Source organism: Luteibacter aegosomatissinici, from assembly GCF_023078495.1.
GTDB lineage: Bacteria > Pseudomonadota > Gammaproteobacteria > Xanthomonadales > Rhodanobacteraceae > Luteibacter > Luteibacter aegosomatissinici.
The window spans coordinates 4,859,143-4,876,397 of sequence record NZ_CP095742.1; the positions used below are offsets into that span (position 1 = coordinate 4,859,143).

13 protein-coding genes and 1 riboswitch are annotated in these 17,255 nt (G+C 66.3%); of the genes, 5 read left to right on the plus strand and 8 right to left on the minus strand.

All coding sequences use genetic code 11. The features are described 5' to 3' along the window. Window positions 1–19: 19 nt before the first annotated feature. The 5 genes from L2Y97_RS21710 to zwf all read right to left on the minus strand — a co-directional run bounded on the left by L2Y97_RS21710 (window position 20) and on the right by zwf (window position 5,732). The gene (locus L2Y97_RS21710) at window positions 20–907 is read right to left on the minus strand and encodes an EamA family transporter (protein ID WP_247430951.1); all 888 of its coding nucleotides are present in this window, start codon (window positions 905–907) and stop codon (window positions 20–22) included. A gap of 141 nt (window positions 908–1,048) precedes the next feature. Beyond that, the gene (gene eda, locus L2Y97_RS21715; RefSeq protein WP_247430954.1) at window positions 1,049–1,696 is read right to left on the minus strand and encodes a bifunctional 4-hydroxy-2-oxoglutarate aldolase/2-dehydro-3-deoxy-phosphogluconate aldolase; all 648 of its coding nucleotides are present in this window, start codon (window positions 1,694–1,696) and stop codon (window positions 1,049–1,051) included. Between the two features lie 14 nt (window positions 1,697–1,710). After that, a complete protein-coding gene (gene edd, locus L2Y97_RS21720) occupies window positions 1,711–3,522 on the minus strand; it encodes a phosphogluconate dehydratase (protein ID WP_247430957.1) in 1,812 nt (603 codons plus the stop codon). 42 nt (window positions 3,523–3,564) lie between these two features. After that, complete coding sequence (pgl, locus tag L2Y97_RS21725) at window positions 3,565–4,263, minus strand: 6-phosphogluconolactonase (protein ID WP_247430960.1); 699 nt, start codon at window positions 4,261–4,263, stop codon at window positions 3,565–3,567. Then, window positions 4,260–5,732: a glucose-6-phosphate dehydrogenase gene (gene zwf / locus L2Y97_RS21730; protein ID WP_247430963.1), complete on the minus strand. Its 1,473-nt coding sequence runs from the start codon at window positions 5,730–5,732 to the stop codon at window positions 4,260–4,262. The genes pgl and zwf overlap by 4 nt, the downstream gene beginning before the upstream one ends. Window positions 5,733–5,970: 238 nt before the next feature. Between zwf and L2Y97_RS21735 the strand changes: the two genes are divergently transcribed. The 3 genes from L2Y97_RS21735 to nagA all read left to right on the plus strand — a co-directional run bounded on the left by L2Y97_RS21735 (window position 5,971) and on the right by nagA (window position 9,031). Next, window positions 5,971–6,723 carry a GntR family transcriptional regulator gene (locus tag L2Y97_RS21735; protein WP_247430966.1) on the plus strand — a complete coding sequence of 251 codons (753 nt, stop codon included), beginning with the start codon at window positions 5,971–5,973 and terminating at the stop codon, window positions 6,721–6,723. Window positions 6,724–6,738: 15 nt separating this feature from the next. Next, entirely contained in the window at window positions 6,739–7,773 is a 1,035-nt protein-coding gene (locus L2Y97_RS21740) for an SIS domain-containing protein (RefSeq protein WP_247430969.1), read from the plus strand. A gap of 109 nt (window positions 7,774–7,882) precedes the next feature. After that, on the plus strand, window positions 7,883–9,031 hold the full coding sequence (gene nagA / locus L2Y97_RS21745) for an N-acetylglucosamine-6-phosphate deacetylase (RefSeq protein WP_247430972.1): 1,149 nt from the start codon (window positions 7,883–7,885) through the stop codon (window positions 9,029–9,031). Window positions 9,032–9,325: 294 nt separating this feature from the next. Here the strand turns inward: nagA and L2Y97_RS22415 are convergent, their stop codons facing one another. Then, complete coding sequence (locus L2Y97_RS22415) at window positions 9,326–9,457, minus strand: hypothetical protein (RefSeq protein WP_256452063.1); 132 nt, start codon at window positions 9,455–9,457, stop codon at window positions 9,326–9,328. A 524-nt stretch (window positions 9,458–9,981) separates the two neighbouring features. After that, window positions 9,982–10,216: riboswitch (cobalamin riboswitch) on the plus strand. A 155-nt stretch (window positions 10,217–10,371) separates the two neighbouring features. Here L2Y97_RS22415 and L2Y97_RS21750 point away from each other — a divergent pair. Both L2Y97_RS21750 and L2Y97_RS21755 read left to right on the plus strand, forming a co-directional pair. Then, entirely contained in the window at window positions 10,372–12,252 is a 1,881-nt protein-coding gene (locus tag L2Y97_RS21750; RefSeq protein ID WP_247430975.1) for a TonB-dependent receptor domain-containing protein, read from the plus strand. A 224-nt stretch (window positions 12,253–12,476) separates the two neighbouring features. After that, window positions 12,477–15,644, plus strand: coding sequence for an efflux RND transporter permease subunit (locus L2Y97_RS21755; RefSeq protein WP_247430978.1), 3,168 nt, complete (start codon window positions 12,477–12,479; stop codon window positions 15,642–15,644). A 108-nt stretch (window positions 15,645–15,752) separates the two neighbouring features. On the opposite strand, the gene L2Y97_RS21760 is transcribed toward L2Y97_RS21755, so the two are convergent. Together L2Y97_RS21760 and L2Y97_RS21765 are read right to left on the minus strand one after the other, a co-directional pair. After that, window positions 15,753–16,313: a DUF2239 family protein gene (locus L2Y97_RS21760; protein ID WP_247430980.1), complete on the minus strand. Its 561-nt coding sequence runs from the start codon at window positions 16,311–16,313 to the stop codon at window positions 15,753–15,755. A gap of 83 nt (window positions 16,314–16,396) precedes the next feature. After that, entirely contained in the window at window positions 16,397–17,173 is a 777-nt protein-coding gene (locus L2Y97_RS21765; protein WP_247430983.1) for a dioxygenase family protein, read from the minus strand. Between the last annotated feature and the right edge of the window lie 82 nt (window positions 17,174–17,255).

The window sequence follows — 17,255 nt, forward strand, 5'->3', positions numbered from 1 at the left end:
CGCTCCTACAGGGGATCGATCAGCTGGCTGTCATCACTGCAATCGCGGCGATCGCGAGAGCTATGCCAACCCAGTTCACCGCGGTGAGCTTTTCGCGGAAACCCAGCGCGCCAACCAGGGTGCCCAGCACCACCACGCCAACGTTCATCGAGGCGAACACCAGCGACGGATCGTTCGGCATGGCCACGTGGCCTTTTACGTAGAACAGGATGTTGGCGAAGTTGAATGCGCCCAGCAGCACACCAAAGCCGATGCTGCGCGTCGTAAGCGCCACTTTGCCGGTCACCGCCCGGATTAGCGCCACGATCCAGCACAGCACCAGGGCGATGAGGAACGAACCGAGCAACCCCGCGGCGAACGATGCACCGGCCTTCGCGACCAGCTTGAAGCAGATGTCGATCGCACCGAAGCCGGCGAACACCAGCAGGGGCGCCCACCAGCCACTCGCTTCGGCCGTGCCTTTCTGCTTCCGCCAAAGCACGCAGAGCACCGCGACTAACGCGATGCCGATACCCAGCGCCTTTTGCCCGGTAAGCACATCGCCCAGGAAGACAAAGGCGGCGAACAGCGAGACGAAAAGCGAGAGCCGCTGCGCCACATCGGTACGCACGATGCCCGCGGTGCGTACGGATTGTGCAAGCACCACGAAGATGGCGGGAAGCAGGATGCCGAGCGCGATCAGCGGCGGCCAGGTGGCTTTCGCTGCGAGCACGCCTTGCGGCGTCGCGCCCAGCAGCTGCCAGGCCAATAGCGACGCGACCACGTAGTTGGTGGCCACGGCCTGGACGATATCGATACCCGCGCGGCGGGCAAGCTTCAGCAGGACGGAGACCGCGACGCTGAAGAGGACAGCTAGAAGGATGTAAACCATGGGGTCGAAACGGAGGTATACGAGGCTGCGAAGCATCGCACGAACCAGGCCCTACGTCCCCCTACCGCGCATGTAGGAGCTCACCCTGTGAGCGACGCCGTCCGCCGGGAACCGCAGATCCTGCGGCGGTGAGGCGAAAGATGTCGCCCACAGGGTGGGCTCCTACGCTTGGGCGCCTTAGCGGCGCTTAAGTTGCGCGGCTTCGCGGGCCAGGGCTTCGATCGCCGCGTAGTCGCCCGCGGCGAGTTTATCGGCCGGGGTGAGCCACGAGCCGCCCACGCAGGCCACGTTCGGCAGCGCGAGGAAATCCGGCGCGTTGGCGAGGCTGATGCCACCGGTCGGGCAGAAGGTGATCTGCGGCAGCGGGGAAGCCCACGCACCGATCAGCTTGGCGCCGCCGGCCGGGACGGCCGGGAAGAACTTCTGGAAGCGGTAGCCGCGCTCGAGCAGTTCCATGGCTTCGCTGGACGTGGCGGCGCCCGGGAGCAGCGGCAGCTCATGGTCATCCGCAGCATCGAGCAGCCGCGAGCTGCTGCCCGGCGACACGGCGAACTTCGCGCCCGCCTTGAAGGCGGCCTCGAGATCCTTGGCGGCCAGCACGGTGCCGACGCCAACGAAGGCGCCTTCGACCTCGGCGGCGATCGCGCGCACCGCGTCGAGCGCAGCCGCGGTGCGCAGCGTCACTTCAATGGCCGGCACGCCGCCGGCGACCAGTGCGCGGGCCATGCCCACGGCCTTCGAGGCATCCTCGATGATTACCACGGGGACGACCGGCGCGAGGGCCAGTGTGGCTGCGACCTTGGCCTGCTTTGCTTCGTTGCTCATCGTTACTCCAATGATCAGAACACGCCGGCGCCGAGGTCGGCCGCGACGGCTGACTGACGGAACATGGCGAAAAGTTCGCGGCCCATGCCGGTGTGATGCACACCCAGGTCCACGTTATCGGGAACACGGCTGTTCCAGTCGTCGGCGTCCACCAGCACTTCCACGGTGCCGGCAACGGCATCGAGGCGCACCATGTCACCGGTGCGAATACGTGCGATGGGACCGCCGGCTTCGGCTTCCGGCGTGACGTGGATAGCCGCAGGTACGCGACCCGAGGCACCGGACATGCGTCCGTCGGTCACCAGCGCCACGCGATACCCGCGATCCTGCAGCAGGCTCAGCGTCGGCGTCAGCTTGTGCAGTTCGGGCATGCCACGCGCACGCGGGCCCTGGAAGCGTACGACCGCGATGAAGTCGCGGTTGAGTTCGCCGCGATCGAAGGCGTGCTTCACGTCATCCTGTTCATCGAACACGATGGCGGGTGCCTCGATGATCATGCGGTCTTCCGGCACCGACGAGACCTTGATCACGCCGCGGCCGATGTTTCCCTTGAGCATGCGCAGGCCGCCGTCGGCGCGGAACGGCTCGCTGATGGCGCGCAGCACACCGCGGTTGCCGCTCTCCTTCGAGACCGGCACCCAGGCGAGCTTACCGTCCTCGAGCACCGGCTTCTTGCGGTACGCGTCGAGGCCGTGGCCCATGATCGTGTTCACGTCGTTGTGCAGCAGGCCCACGCTCAGCAGCTGGTCCATGAGGAAACCCATGCCGCCCGCATCGTGGAAATGATTCACGTCGGCATAGCCGTTCGGGTACACGCGAGCAAGCAGCGGCACCACCGACGAGAGCGCATCGAAGTCGTCCCAGCGCAGGTCGATACCGGCGGCGCGCGCGATGGCGACGAGGTGCAGCAGGTGGTTCGTGGAACCACCGGTGGCATGCAGGCCGACAACGCCGTTGACGATGGCACGCGCATCGATGATGTGGCCGATGGGCATGTAGTGCTCGCCCAGGCAATCGCTGGCCAGCACGCGTTCGACCGTGGCTTCCGTGAGCGCATGGCGCAGCGGCGTATCCGGCAGCTCGAAGCTCGAACCCGGCAGGTGCACGCCCATGATCTCCATGAGCATCTGGTTGGAGTTGGCCGTGCCGTAGAACGTGCAGGTGCCCGCACCGTGGTACGAACGCGCTTCCGCCTCCAGCAGTTCCGCACGCGTCGCCTTACCGGCGGCGAACGCCTGGCGCACCTTCGATTTCTCCTCGTTCGGAATACCCGACGGCATCGGGCCCGAGGGCACGAACGCGCTGGCGAGATGACCGAAGGAAAGGGCGCCGATCATCATGCCCGGCACGATCTTGTCGCAGATGCCCAGGTACAGCGCGCCTTCGTACATGTCGTGCGAAAGCGATACCGCGGTGGCCATGGCGATCAGGTCACGCGAGAACAGCGACAACTCCATGCCCGGGCGGCCCTGGGTCACACCGTCGCACATGGCAGGCACGCCACCGGCGACCTGCGCGGTGGCGCCATAACGGCGGGCGATGGTGCGAATGCGCTCCGGGTAGCCTTCGTACGGCTGGTGCGCGGAGAGCATGTCGTTGTAAGCGGTGACGATCGCGATGTTCGCGGCGTGGCCGTTGCGCAGCGCATCCTTGTCAGGCTCGCACGATGAAGCGAAGCCATGGGCAAGGTTGCCGCACGAGAGGTGATGGCGCTTGGCGCCATAGCCGCGTGCGGCATGGATCTTGGCGAGGTAGGCCGCGCGCGTGGCATGGCTGCGCTCGACAATGCGCTGGGTCACCTCGGCGAGGACGGGGTGCAGGGTCATGGCGGTGTTCTCAGGCTTTGACCGGTGGAAGCAGGGCGCCGTTCAGGGCGCCCAGAAGACATGGATGGGCACGCGATCCTGGGTGAGCACGGCGCGAATCGGCACGTCCTCGCCGGCTTCGGCCTTCGCGAGCAGTTCCTTCTTGTCGTTACCCTCGATATGCAGGTACAGCGTGCCCGCATCGAGCACGCGCGGCAGGGTGAGCGTGATGCGCGGCTCGCCAGCACCACCCGCTCGCATGGAGATCACGGCCTTCGTGCCGTTCGGGTCCAGCGCTTCGGCAAGGTTATCGCCACCGGGGAAGAACGACGCCGTGTGGCCATCCGGACCCATGCCCAGGATGACGACATCGAGCTTGCCCAGCGCATCGATGCGCTTGCCGACATCGCCGAGCGCGGCATCGACATCGTCCTTGTGCGCCTTGTCGAACAGCGGCACGAAGGTGGCGGTGTGCGCTTCGTGGTGCAGGAGATGGTCGGCCACGAGCTTCGCGTTCGAGCGATCGCTATCGGTATCCACCCAGCGCTCGTCGACCAGCGTGATGGTCACCTTCGACCAGTCGATCTCCTGCTCGCACAGCACGGCGAACATCTGCTTGGGCGTACCGCCGCCGGAAACGGCGAGCGTGGCCTTGCCGCGCGCCTTGATGGCGGCGTCCAGCTTCGATGCGATATCGCGCGCCAACTTGTCGGCCAGCGTGAGCTTGTCGGCGTATTCGTTGCGGATGATTTTTGCGTTCATGCGGCGTCCTCGGCCCAGGTACGGCCATCGCGTTCGATAAGCGCCACGGCGGCGCTGGGACCCCAGGTACCTGCGGTGTACGGCTTCGGCGTATCGCCGCTTGCCTCCCAGGCGTCGAGGATGGGGCCGGCCCAGTTCCACGCCGCTTCCACTTCATCGCGACGCATGAACAGGGTCGGGTTGCCACGCACGACATCGAGGATGAGCCGCTCGTAGGCATCGGGCTGCTGCACGCCGAACGCTGCCGCGAAGCTCATATCGAGCGGCACGTGGCGCAGGCGCAGGCCGCCCGGACCCGGATGCTTGATCGTCAGCCACAGCTTCACGCCCTCGTCCGGCTGCAGGCGCAGCGTCAGGCGGTTGGGCAGGAGCGGGCCGCTCGCGGGATCGAAGATCGAGTGCGGCAACGCGCGGAACGTGACCACGATCTCCGAAACGCGATTGGGAAGGCGTTTGCCGGTGCGCAGGTAAAACGGCACGCCGGCCCAGCGCCAGTTACCGATCTCCGCCTTGAGGGCGACGAAGGTTTCGGTTTTTGACTGGTCGCTGCCGAGTTCTTCGGAATAACCCGGAACGCCCTGACCTTCCGCTGCACCGGCGCGGTACTGGCCGCGCACGGTGAGCTGGGCTGCGTTGCTCGCGTTGATGGGGCGGAGCGAACGCAGCACCTTGAGTTTTTCATCGCGCACGGCATCGGGGGCGAGCGACGACGGCGGCTCCATGGCGAGCATGCACAGGAGCTGCAGGATGTGGTTCTGGACCATGTCGCGCAGCGCGCCGGCACGATCGTAATAACCCGCGCGGTGGCCCACGCCGACGGTTTCGGCCACGGTGATCTGCACGTGGTCGATATGCTGGGCGTTCCACAGCGGCTCGAACAGCGCGTTGCCGAAGCGCAACGCCAGCAGGTTCTGCACCGTTTCCTTACCGAGGTAATGGTCGATGCGGTAGGTCTGCGATTCGGTGAACACCTTCGCCACCGCATCGTTGATGGCGTTGGCGCTCTGCAGGTCACGGCCGATCGGCTTTTCCAGCACCACGCGCGAACCTTCGCCATTCAGGCCCAGGCTGCCGAGGCGCTGGCAGATGTCGGTGAAGATTTCCGGCGAGGTCGACAGATAGAACACGCGGATATGTTCTTTGTGCTCGGCCATCAGCGCGGCGAATTCATCCCAGCCATCGGCCTTGCGCGCATCGAGCGAGCGGTAGCCGATCATCTGGATGAAGGCATCCAGCTGCGCGGGGGCGACATGGGAAACGCCCTTCTCGACCGCGGCACGTACCTGCTCGCGGTAACCGGCATCGTCCAGGCCCTCGCGCGCCACGCCGATGATCCGGCTGCGCGGCTGAATCTGGCCATCGATGAACCGGTGGTACATCGCAGGAAGGAGTTTGCGCACGGCGAGATCGCCGGTGCCGCCGAAGATGACCAGATCGAAGGGTTCGACCGGGAGGGAGGAAGCGCTCACGACAGTGCCTCTTGAGGGTTTGCGTCAGGGGTTCCACTCGATCGTACCAGTGACATACCACGGCGTACCAGCCCCGTACCACTCCGTATGGCCTTCCCCTCCACGTAACCTCGTGATCACACAACGGAAACGTTTTCAGCCTGATTTAGATCGTGCAAACAACCGTTCGGTCAACCGGGGCACCGGGCCGCCTCCGGACCGCCTTGCCCCACTGGTCAGGTATTGGTATCTTCGCAGGATGGAACCCGCCCTCGTCGCCGAATACCAGCGCCTGCAGTCCGACCCGGCCGCCCGCTTGCCGCTGGCGTACATGCGCTTGCGCCGGGCCATCCGCAACGTGATCGAGAACGGCGAGGTGCAGGTGGGCCACGCCTTGCCGAGCGAACGTGACCTGGCCAGGGCCCTCACCCTGTCCCGGGTCACGGTGCGCAAGGCCATCGGCGGCCTGGTCGAGGATGGCCTGCTCACCCAGCGCCACGGTGCCGGCACCTTCGTTTCCGAGCGCATCGTGAAGCCGCTCTCGCGGATGACCAGCTTCACCGAGGATCTGCGCGCCCGTGGCCTGAACCCGCGCTCGGAGTTCTTCGAGAAGGCCATCGGCGAGGTGAACCCGGAAGAGGCGATGGCGATGAACCTGTCGCCAGGCACCCAGGTGGTACGCCTGCACCGACTCCGTTATGCCGGCGATGAGCCGCTGGCGATCGAGCGCAGCGCCGTGCCGCTGGCCCTGCTGCCCGATCCGGGCCTGGTCGAGGATTCCCTGTACGAAGCGCTGGATCAGCTGGGCAACCGGCCCACCCGCGCGCTCCAGCGCCTGCGCGCCGTGGTGCTGGGTCCCGCCCAGCTCCGCCTGCTGCGCCTGCCTGTCGGCAGCGCCGGCCTGAACATCGAACGGCGCAGCTTCCTCGACGATGGACGCATCGTTGAATTCACCAACTCCTGGTACCGCGGCGATATCTACGATTTCGTGGCGGAACTGCAAAGCGACTGACCAGCCGAAGCCACCATGACCCTCCAGCCGCAAGACACCCTGATGTTCCGCGAAGCGCACGAGACCGCCGAGGTCGTCGAGCGCCAGCTTGCCCATAACGAACCGGTGATCGCCGCGCTGGCCGAGCGCCTGCGCGCGAACCCGCCGCGCATGGTCATCACCTGCGCCCGCGGCAGCTCCGATCACGCGGCCATGTACGGCAAGTACGTGTTCGAGACGCAGCTTGGCGTGGTCACCGCATCGGCCTCGCCCTCGGTCACCTCGATCTACCACGCCGACCAGCACCTCGATGGCGCGCTGTATGTCGCCGTCTCGCAATCGGGCAAGAGCCCGGACCTGGTCCGCAACGCCGAAGCCGCCAAGCGCTCTGGCGCCTACGTCGTAGCCCTGGTCAACGTGGTGGATTCACCGCTGGCAGCCGTCGCCGATGTCGTGGTGCCGCTGCACGCGGGCCCCGAAACGAGCGTCGCCGCGACCAAGAGCTACCTCGGCGCGCTGTTCGCCATCCTGCATATTGCCGCTCGCTGGAGCGGCAAGCAGGAGATCGCCGATGCGCTCACCGCGCTGCCCGCACAGCTGCGCCAGGGCTGGGATGCCGACTGGTCCTCGCTCACCGATGGCCTGGTCGATGCGCACAACCTGTTCGTCGTTGGCCGTGGTTTTGGCTTCGCCGGCGCGCTCGAAGCCGCGCTGAAGTTCAAGGAAACCTGTGGCCTGCACGCCGAGGCGTTCAGCGCCGCGGAAGTGAAGCACGGCCCCATGGCGCTGGTGGGCCCGGATTTCCCGGTGCTGTTCTTCGCCCAGAATGACGACACCCTGCCGGGCGTGCTCGATGTAGCCGCCGAGTTCCGCAAGCGCGGCGCCAAGGTGTGGGTTGCCGCACCGGGCGCAACGGGCGAGGGCGTGTTGCCGCTGGTCGCCACCGCGCCGATCGCCGCGCCGCTGGTCACCGTGCAGAGCTTCTACCGCGCCACCGCGGCCCTCGCGATCAAGCGCGGCTTCAACCCCGATGTCCCGCCGCACCTCAACAAGGTGACGGAAACCGTTTAACCGCGAAGAGCAAACCGTAAGTAGAAGCGCGCAAGTACCGCTCATCCTCACGCTTTACCCTTGACGCTTCACCGAACGCACCCTTTAACCTGGCCACGAGATTCCACCCATGACCCTCGCCCTCGTCAACGGCCGCGTGCTGACCGACAACGGCTTCCAGACCGGCTTTGCCGTGCTGGTCGATGATGACAAGATCACCGGGCTCGCCTTGCCGTCGGATCCGCGCGTGCGCGCTGCGGAACGCCACGACCTGGGCGGGCGCACGTTGCTGCCGGGCTTTATCGATTGCCAGGTGAACGGCGGCGGTGGCGTGCTGTTCAACGACGCACCCACGGTGGAAACGATCCGCGCGATCGGCGAGGCGCATGCGAAGTACGGCACCACGGGCTTCCTGCCCACGCTGATCAGCGACGATGCCGAGGTAATGTCGCGCGCGATCGATGCCGTGAACGCGGCGGTGGAGCAGGGCGTGCCGGGCGTGCTCGGCGTGCACCTGGAAGGCCCCTTCATCGCGCCCGAGCGCAAGGGCGTGCACGATCCGGCGAAGTTCCGTATCGCAGGCGCTGATGACATCGCGATGGTCGCCCGCCGCCACGGTGGCGTGACGCTGCTGACGCTGGCACCCGAGCGAGCAAGCGATGACGTGTTGAAGCAGCTGGTCGATAACGGCGTGATCGTCTGCGCGGGCCACACGGCAGCCGACTACGAGACGACGCGCAATGCGCTGGCGATGGGCGTGCGCGGCTTCACCCACCTGTTCAACGCGATGACACCGTTCACCAGCCGCGAGCCGGGCGTGGTGGGTGCCGCGCTGGAAGATCATGCGAGCTGGTGTGGCCTGATCGTGGATGGCCACCATGTGCATCCGGCGTCGCTGCGTGTCGCTATCGCGGCGAAGACGCGCGAGAAGATGATGCTGGTGACGGATGCGATGCCGCCGGTGGGTTCGGATAATCCGAACTTCGTGCTGAAGGGCGAGACGATCACGGCGAAGGATGGCGTTTGCCAGACGGCGGACGGCACGCTGGCGGGTTCGGCACTCGATATGGCCTCGGCGGTGCGCAATACGATCAACATGGTGGGCGTGCCTTACGACGAGGCGGCACGCATGGCATCGACGTACCCGGCGGCCTTCCTGGGCCTGGGCGCGACGCACGGCCACATCGCCGCGGGCTTCCGCGCGGATTTCGTGGTGCTGGACGACACCCACCACGTGGTAGAAACCTGGATCGGCGGCGAGCGCGTTTACACCGCCTGAGACGGCTCGCCTCTGGCTTCGCGCTATCGAAGCGGTTCATTCGCTAGCGCGAATGCGTGTTCTTAGCGGCTTGCGCCGCCTCGTGCTTGTGGGCGTGAGGCCGAGAGCCGTCGGTGCCCACCCTGTGGGCGACGCCGTTCGCGACAAAGCCACAGTGCTACGTCGTCGCGAAAGATGTCGCCCACAGGGTGGGCTCCTACACGGGGTACCGCGATCGGATGAATGACCACGCCAGGCTCGTGTGGGAGCGTGCTTGCACGCGAACAACCCACGCTGCGATGACGCCGCAACCGATCACCGAGCGACGGCCACCACGGTCGCTGGCAGGTGCGACGGGCTCGCCGTGACAAACGAACCCATGGCCAACACACAGGTCAGCACGGCAGCAACGAAGAAGGATTTGAGCAGGAAGGTTTCAACGTTCATGGCGATGCTCCGTGAGGTGGGTCAGATGGGGCCAGGCCCCGTTGCCCAAGGCGTTGCATTCACCGTGCCAACCTAACCTACACCCCGGAAACGGCGCCACGACGCCATCTGCGCCCATCCACGCCACACGACCACGCCTGTCCGCGGACGAAGCCGCTGTCCGTCCGCACGTGTCCGAACGTACCAATCTCCCAGCAGACAACGCCGCGGCTCTCCACCCACCCAACCTCATGGGTCAAAAGAGCCGTCGGTGCCCACCCTCGAGGCGAGTTCCGCACAAGAGAGCGGCCGTAGGCCAGCCTTAGATGGGGCTGGCCCATGGCTCACTCACGGGGCGGCGGTTGTAGGAGCGCACCTTGTGCGCGAATCAAAGGCACGGCGGCGCAGCCGCAGCATCCGACGCGAGGGTGGGCACCGACGGCTCTCGGCCTCGAAACCACCAGAGCGAGGCGGCGCAAGCCGCTGGTCACATGCATTCGCATAAGCGAATGAACCGATTTCCTCCGGTCCGACCCGATCACCGCTAGAATGCCCCCCGTTCGGGTGTCCACCCGCCTCCACGGCGGAAGGATGAAACGGGAAGCCGGTGCGCCGCTGAAGCGGCAAGGCCGGCACTGCCCCCGCAACGGTAAGCCCCAGGGGACCACCCCCATTCCATCCGGCCTCAGCCACTGCTCCACACGGAGTGGGAAGGCGCCGGACGAACCCGCCCACGCGGTAAAGGCAAGTCCGGAGACCGGCCCGAAACGCACCCCCGCGCCAGCCATGGCCGCGGGCGCGACCTGTTTCGGACGATTCGCGGCGGGCGGATCCGGACAGTCACCGGGCCCCGCCGCCCGTGCGCCGTTCGCCACACCCCCGTGACCGTCCCCGTTTCCAAGACTTGCCGCCCGCGGCACGAGGACGCTCCACACATGAAGAAGACCCTGCTCGCGACCGCCCTGCTGTCGTCCATCACCATCGCCCACGCCGCCGATGCCCCGGAAACGTTGCCCTCGGTGGTCGTTACCGCCAACCGCGCGCCCACTCCGCTGGACGAGGTGCTGGCCCCGGTCACCGTGATCACCCGCGACGACATCGAGCGCCTGCAGCCCACCAGCGTGCAGGACCTGCTCACCGGCCTGCCCGGCGTCGTCATGGCCAACACCGGTGGCATCGGCCAGCAGACGTCCCTGTTCATGCGCGGCACCAACTCCGCACACACCCTGGTGCTGATCGATGGCGTCCGCGTGGGCACGGTCGGTGCCGGCCTGCCGGCCTACGAGCAGCTCCCGGTCGAGCAGATCGACCACATCGAAGTGGTCCGCGGCCCGCGTTCGACCCTGTACGGCTCGGACGCCATCGGTGGCGTCATCCAGATCTTCACCCGCCACGGCCAGGCCGGCGAAGCGCCGACGCCTTCGGTCTCGGTGACCGGCGGCAGCCATGGCTACAGCGCCGGCCAGTTCGGCGTCTCCGGCGGCACCACCCACGGTTGGTACAACGCCAGCCTGGGCGGCCAGTACACCTCCGGCATCAATGCCTGCCGCATCGGCGCGGGCACGGCCTTCAAGGGCTGCTTCACCGATGAGCCCGACCACGATGCCTACCGCACCTACAACGGCGCGCTTTCAGGCGGCTACCGCTGGGATGACGGCACCGAGCTCACCGGCAGCTGGCTGCGCAGCAAGGGCACGATCGAGTACGACGGCGATTACCAGAACCTTACCCGCCGCTCGCAGCAGGTGGCCGGCGGCAAGCTCAGCTTCGACGTGATGGCCGACTGGCGCATGTCGGTGAGCGTGGGCCAGAACCAGGACCGTGCTGATAACTACCTCAACGGCGCCGACAAGACCCTGGACTACGTGAACTACGGTGTGGACAAGGTGCGCCAGGGCTACCTCTATTCCAAGCGCAACCAGGCCGCCTGGCAGAACGATGTCACCCTGGCGCCGGGCCAGACCCTGAGCGCGGGCGTGGATTACCAGCAGGAGAAGCTGGATAGCGACACGGATTACCTCAAGACCACCCGCAACAACACCGGCGTGTTCGCCCTGTACCAGGGCGTGTTTGGTCCGCACGAGATCCAGCTTTCCGCGCGCCACGACCACAACACCCAGTTCGGCAACCACAACACCGGCTCGGCGGCGTACGGCTTTCGCTTCGATAACGGCATGCGGATCACGGCCTCGTACGGCACGGCGTTCCATGCACCGACCTTCAACGACGAGTACTACCCGTACGGTGCCCCCGTCTCGCTGAAGCCGGAGAAGTCGCGCACGGCCGAGATCGGCCTGAGTGGCGGCCCGGGTATCTGGAACTGGGCGGTGAACGCCTACCAGACCAAGGTGGACGACCTGATCGGTTACGACGCCAACTTCCTGCCGATCAACGTGAGCCAGGCCCGTATCCGTGGTCTCGAGGGCCAGCTCGGCGCCGATGTGGATGGCTGGCACGTGCGTACGTACCTCACGCTGCAGCAGCCGCTGAACCGCGATAGCGGCCCGCAAGAAGACAACCTGCTGGCCCGCCGCCCGCGCCGCACCGGCCGGGTGGACCTGGACAAGGACCTGGGCGCCTTCACGGTGGGCGGCTCGGTGTATGCAGCCGGCTACAGCTACGACGACGCGGCCAACACCACCCGCCTGGGCGGTTACACGACGGCCGACCTGCGTGCGACCTGGCATGTGGATAACGCCTGGAGCGTTCAGGGCCGCGTGGCCAACGTAGCCGACAAGCACTATGAGACGGCGGCGTACTACAACCAGCTGGGCCGCACCTATTACGTGACCGTGCGTTTCGCGCCTGCTCCGTAAGCCCTGACGTAAAGCAAGCGATACCCCTGTAGGAGCGCGCTTGCGCGCGATCCGGTCCACCGCGAGCACCCATCGCGCGCAAGCGCGCTCCTACGGGAAATACCTGTCCAAACAGCCTTCCCCTGCCTTTCGGCAGGGGGCTGACGGACGGCACAGGCGACGAAAGGCACCGTAACGGCATAAAGTGCGCGGCGCGGGACGTTCCCGCTGTCACAGGATGTGTCGTGAATTTTTTTGCTCCCTTCATCCGCCGGCCCCGGGGAACGTCGCTGCTTGCGGCAGGCCTCACGCTGGCCGGCATACTGGCGTACATGCTGCTGGGCGTGGCCGCGCTGCCCTCGATCGAGGTGCCGGCGGTGTTCATCCAGGCGCAGATGCCGGGCGCCAATGCGCAGACGATGGCCAACACGATCATCGCGCCGCTGGAACGCCACCTGGGGCAGATCCCGGGCGTGGACCAGATGTACTCCAACAGCGTGGAGGGTTCGGGCTTCGTCCGTATCCGCTTCACGATGGACCGCTCCACCGACGCCGCCGCGCGTGATGTGCAGGCCGCCATCAATGCCGCCGTCGCCGATCTCCCGGCCGGCATGCCCTCGCCGCCGCAGTACTTCAAGTTCGATACGGGGCAGATCCCCGTGCTGCTCGTCTCGTTCACCTCGAAGACGATGCCGGCGGACAAATTGTTCGATGTGGTCGATACGCTGATACGACCCACCGTCTCGCAGATCGACGGCGTGGCGCGCGTACAGGTGTTCGGCGGTACGCCACATGCGGTGCGCGTGGAGCTGGATACCAATGCGCTTTCCTCGAAAGGGCTGACCACGAACGACGTCTCGAACGCGCTGCAGGCCGCCAACGTCAATTCGCCGCAGGGGCTGCTCTCCGATGGCCGCTCGCAGATGACCGTCATCGCGAACGATGGGCTGCGCGATGCGGATGAGTTCGCGCGCATCCTCATCGCCATGCGTAACGGCGTGCCCGTGCGCTTGTCGGATATCGCCAGGGTTACCAGCGGGCAGCAGGATATTTTCCAGAAGGCATGGTTCCAGGGCGAACGCTCGGTCACCATGCAGATCAGCAAGCGCCCCGAGGCCAACTCGATCGAGACGGCCAACGCCATTCGTGCGGCACTCCCGCGCTTCCGCGCCATGCTGCCGGCCGACGCCGTCGTTACGCCTATCTTCGACCTGACCCAGACCACGCAATCAGCGCTGCATGAGGTGAAAGTCGCGCTGATGATCTCGATCGTGATGGTGTGCCTGGTGATGCTGGTGTTCCTGCGCCGGCTGGGCCCCACGCTGATCGCGACACTGAGCGTGCCGCTGTCGCTTGCCGGCGCGTTCGTCGTCATGTGGACGCTCGGTTACACGCTGAACACCATGTCGCTGATGGCGCTGGTGTTGTGTATCGGCTTCGTCGTGGACGATGCGATCGTGGTGATCGAGAACATCGTGCGCCACATGGAGAATGGTTCCGCGCCCATGCCGGCTTCGCTGGAGGGCGTGCGCGAGATCGGCTTCACGGTCATCTCCATCACCATTTCGCTGGTGGCGGTGTTCGCGCCACTGCTGTTCGGCAACAACATGATCACCAAGCTCCTGCGCGAGTTCTCGGTGACCCTGGCCGCGGCCGTGCTCATTTCCGCCGTGGTGTCGCTGACGCTCACGCCCGCGCTGTGCGCCCGCTACCTCAAGCACGACGAACCGGACCGTGTGCCGGGCCGCCTGGAGAAGGCGCTGGAGCGGTTCGACAAGGGCTTCCTGCGCTTTTACGAGCGCGGCCTGGACTGGGCCATGCGCCACCGCCGGATCATGCGCTGGCAGCCGCTCACCCTGCTTATCGCGACCTTCCTGCTGGCCATGGCGGTGGTGAAAACCGCCGGTGGCAATTTCATGCCCGATGAAGACACCGGCATGCTGCAGGCGGAGATCACCGCCGATGCCAACATCTCGCCCGATGAGATGACCCGGCGCCTCACCCGCGTGGCCGAGATCATGCAGAAGGATTCGACGGTGGCCGATGTCACCGCGATCCTCGGCGGCGATAACGGCGGTGCCGTCGGTAACCAGGGCCTGATGTTCATCGACCTGAAACCCAAAGGTAGTGGCCCCGACCATCGCAAGGAATCGATCAAGGAAATCATGGACCGGATGGGCAAGGAGTACGAGAAGATCTCCGACGTCCAGGTGTTCTTCAACCCAGTGCAGTTCCTGGGTGGTGGCGGCGGCAACAGCAACCGTGGCCAGTACTCGTTCCAGCTGATCAGCACCGGCGGTGAAAGCCTCGAACCGTGGACGCTCAAGCTCGTGCAGATCATGCGCGGCATGAAGGAGTTCAAGGACGTCGGCAGTGACTTCGACGTGGTCGGCAAGCAGCAGATGCTGCAGGTGGACCGCGATGCGGCCAGCCGCCTGCAGATCGGCATGGGCATGATCGATACCGCGCTGTACAACGCGTTCGGCCAGCGCCAGGTCTCGGTGATTTACTCGGATATCAACCAGTACTGGGTGGTACTCACGGCCGCGGCCGCGCAGTCGCTGTCGCCCGAGTCGCTGCTCAACACGTATGTAAAGAACAACCTCGGCAACATGGTGCCGCTATCGGCCGTGGCGCATATCGCGCCGATCAGCACGCCCAGCGCGGTGACCCACCAGAACCAGCTGGAGTCGGCCGATATCACGTACAACCTGGCACCGAAGATCTCCGCGGACAAGGGCAACAGCCTGGTCGAACAGGCGGTGGCCCGGCTCAACCTTCCCGAAGGCGTGCGCATGGATTTCACCGGCGCGAACCAGCGCCTGAAGGATGCGCAGTCCAATGGCATGGTGCTGCTCATCGGTGCGATCCTGGCGGTCTACATCGTGCTGGGCATTCTTTACGAAAGCCTGGGCCACCCGCTGACGATTCTTTCGACGCTGCCCGCGGCGGGTGCCGGCGCGTTCCTGGCCATGCTGGTGACGCAGACGCAGCTCACGCTGATGGCGATCATCTCGGTGCTACTGCTGATCGGCATCGTGAAGAAGAACGCGATCCTGATGGTGGATTTCGCATTGACGGCACAGCGTGAGCAGGGCATGTCGCCGGTGGAGGCGATCCGCCAGGCGGCACTCGTGCGCTTCCGTCCGATCACGATGACGACGCTGGTGGCGATGGGCGCGGCGCTGCCGCTGGCCATCGGTTTTGGCGTGGGTTCGGAGATGCGCCGCCCGCTGGGTATCGCGATCGTGGGCGGACTGCTGGTGTCCCAGCTGCTCACGCTGCTGAGCACGCCGGCGATCTACCTGTGGAACCACGACCGCAAGGAACGCAAGGTACGCCGCAAGCACCGCAAGATGCTCAAGCGCCGTTACAAGGTGTGGAAGAAGCTGCGCAAGGCGCGCGGGGCGTAGGAGCCCACCCTGTGGGCGACATCCTTTCGCGACCACGCAACAGCTCCTGCTGCCCTGTCGCGAACAGCGTCGCCCACAGGGTGGGCTCCTACGGGTGGGCGGGTGTTGTCATGACAGGACGACGTCGGCCAAGCGGCGCACGTAATCGCGCACGTCCGCGGGCCACCCTTCAATCAGCGCTCGGAATCGTTCACCGTCGCGCCGGTGAAACGCACGCGAGGCCTCTTCGTAGCCCGCCAGGTTGCCGGCCAGCGCCAGCATCACGCGGTCAACGGCTTCGCTGGCCACGCGGGCGCGGTCCGCATCGACGTTCTCGCGTGTGGCGTTCTCGACCAGCCGGCGCAGCGCAACCGACGCGCCGCCGGGCTGGCTGGCCAACCACTCCCAGTGCCGGGGCAACAGCGTGACCTCCCGCGCGACCACGCCCAGCTTCGGCCGGCCTGGGCCGCGCCGCGCCGGGGTCTCGTCCGCGAGCGGTAATCGCGCAAGCACGTCATGGGTCGTACCCCGGTAATCCACGTCCACCGGGCGGCCGGTACTGTCGTCGTAGATGATCGGGCTGGCGTTGGGCTCGCCATCAAGCAATGCCTTGCAGCGCTCGGCCACGACAGCCAGTGCGCCGGATGCAACGCGGGCGGCGCCATCAAATGCGGTGTAGTTCGTTTGCATGGGGGTCTTCCTTAAACCGGGACCCGCCAGATATTACCCGGCAATAATTACACGTCAATAGTGCCCGGGTAAAAACAGCAGCGTCAGTGCATGCCCCAGGCATAGCAATCCATCGAGAGCACGCCATAGGTTACCCCGCCATCGATCACGCGCGCGGTGTCCTGGCCAGCCGCGGCGGCGGCGACCAGCAGGGGCAGGTAATGCTCGTCCGTGGGATGGGCCCTCAGCGCGGACGGCGCGTGGCTGCGGTACTCGCGCAGGGCGGTGATGTCACCGGCGAGCACCGCTCCGCGTGCCCACGCGGCAAAGGCCTTCGCGTAATCCTCCGGTTCGCGGGTGACCCGCGCTTCGCGCGTGTTGTGCGTGAGGCTGCCCGAGCCCATCACCACCACGCCACGGTCACGCAGCGGTGCGAGGGCCTCGCCCAGGCGCAGCGCCGACCCCACGTCGAGGTTATGCGGCATGGAGACCTGCAGCACCGGTGTATCCGCGGCCGGGCGCAGGTAACGCAACGGCACCCACGCGCCATGGTCCAGGCCGCGCTCGCCGTCGACAAGCGCCGTGAACCCCTTCTCGATCAGCAGGCCGGCAGTTTCCGCGGCCAGTGCGGGCAGGCCGGGCGCCGGGTAGCCCAGCGAGTAGAGCTCCGGCGCGAAGCCGCCGAAATCGTGGAGGGTGGAAGGATGCGGTGCGCCGGTGACGCGCACGCCGCAGGTCTGCCAATGCGGCGACACCACGACAATGGCCGTGGCGCTCGCCAGCTGTTCGCCCAACGCCGTGAGCTGGCTACCCAATAAGCCCGGCTCCAACGCGAACGTAGGCGAGCCGTGGGAGACGAAGAGGGCGGGAGCGCGTTGCATGGCCGTGTGCCTGGGAGCGTTTGGGGATGCTCTCCAATGTAGGCATCGTGCCCGCGCGGATAAATCACCGCGGGGCGAACGG

Coding starts and splice junctions, on each gene's coding strand:
- L2Y97_RS21740 (WP_247430969.1), top strand. CDS start 6,739: ATGACCCTCCAGCCGCAAGACACCCTGATGTTCCGCGAAGCGCACGAG.
- L2Y97_RS21760 (WP_247430980.1), bottom strand. CDS start 16,313: ATGCAAACGAACTACACCGCATTTGATGGCGCCGCCCGCGTTGCATCC.
- L2Y97_RS22415 (WP_256452063.1), bottom strand. CDS start 9,457: ATGAACGTTGAAACCTTCCTGCTCAAATCCTTCTTCGTTGCTGCCGTG.
- nagA (WP_247430972.1), top strand. CDS start 7,883: ATGACCCTCGCCCTCGTCAACGGCCGCGTGCTGACCGACAACGGCTTC.
- L2Y97_RS21750 (WP_247430975.1), top strand. CDS start 10,372: ATGAAGAAGACCCTGCTCGCGACCGCCCTGCTGTCGTCCATCACCATC.
- pgl (WP_247430960.1), bottom strand. CDS start 4,263: ATGAACGCAAAAATCATCCGCAACGAATACGCCGACAAGCTCACGCTG.
- L2Y97_RS21765 (WP_247430983.1), bottom strand. CDS start 17,173: ATGCAACGCGCTCCCGCCCTCTTCGTCTCCCACGGCTCGCCTACGTTC.
- edd (WP_247430957.1), bottom strand. CDS start 3,522: ATGACCCTGCACCCCGTCCTCGCCGAGGTGACCCAGCGCATTGTCGAG.
- L2Y97_RS21710 (WP_247430951.1), bottom strand. CDS start 907: ATGCTTCGCAGCCTCGTATACCTCCGTTTCGACCCCATGGTTTACATC.
- L2Y97_RS21735 (WP_247430966.1), top strand. CDS start 5,971: ATGGAACCCGCCCTCGTCGCCGAATACCAGCGCCTGCAGTCCGACCCG.
- eda (WP_247430954.1), bottom strand. CDS start 1,696: ATGAGCAACGAAGCAAAGCAGGCCAAGGTCGCAGCCACACTGGCCCTC.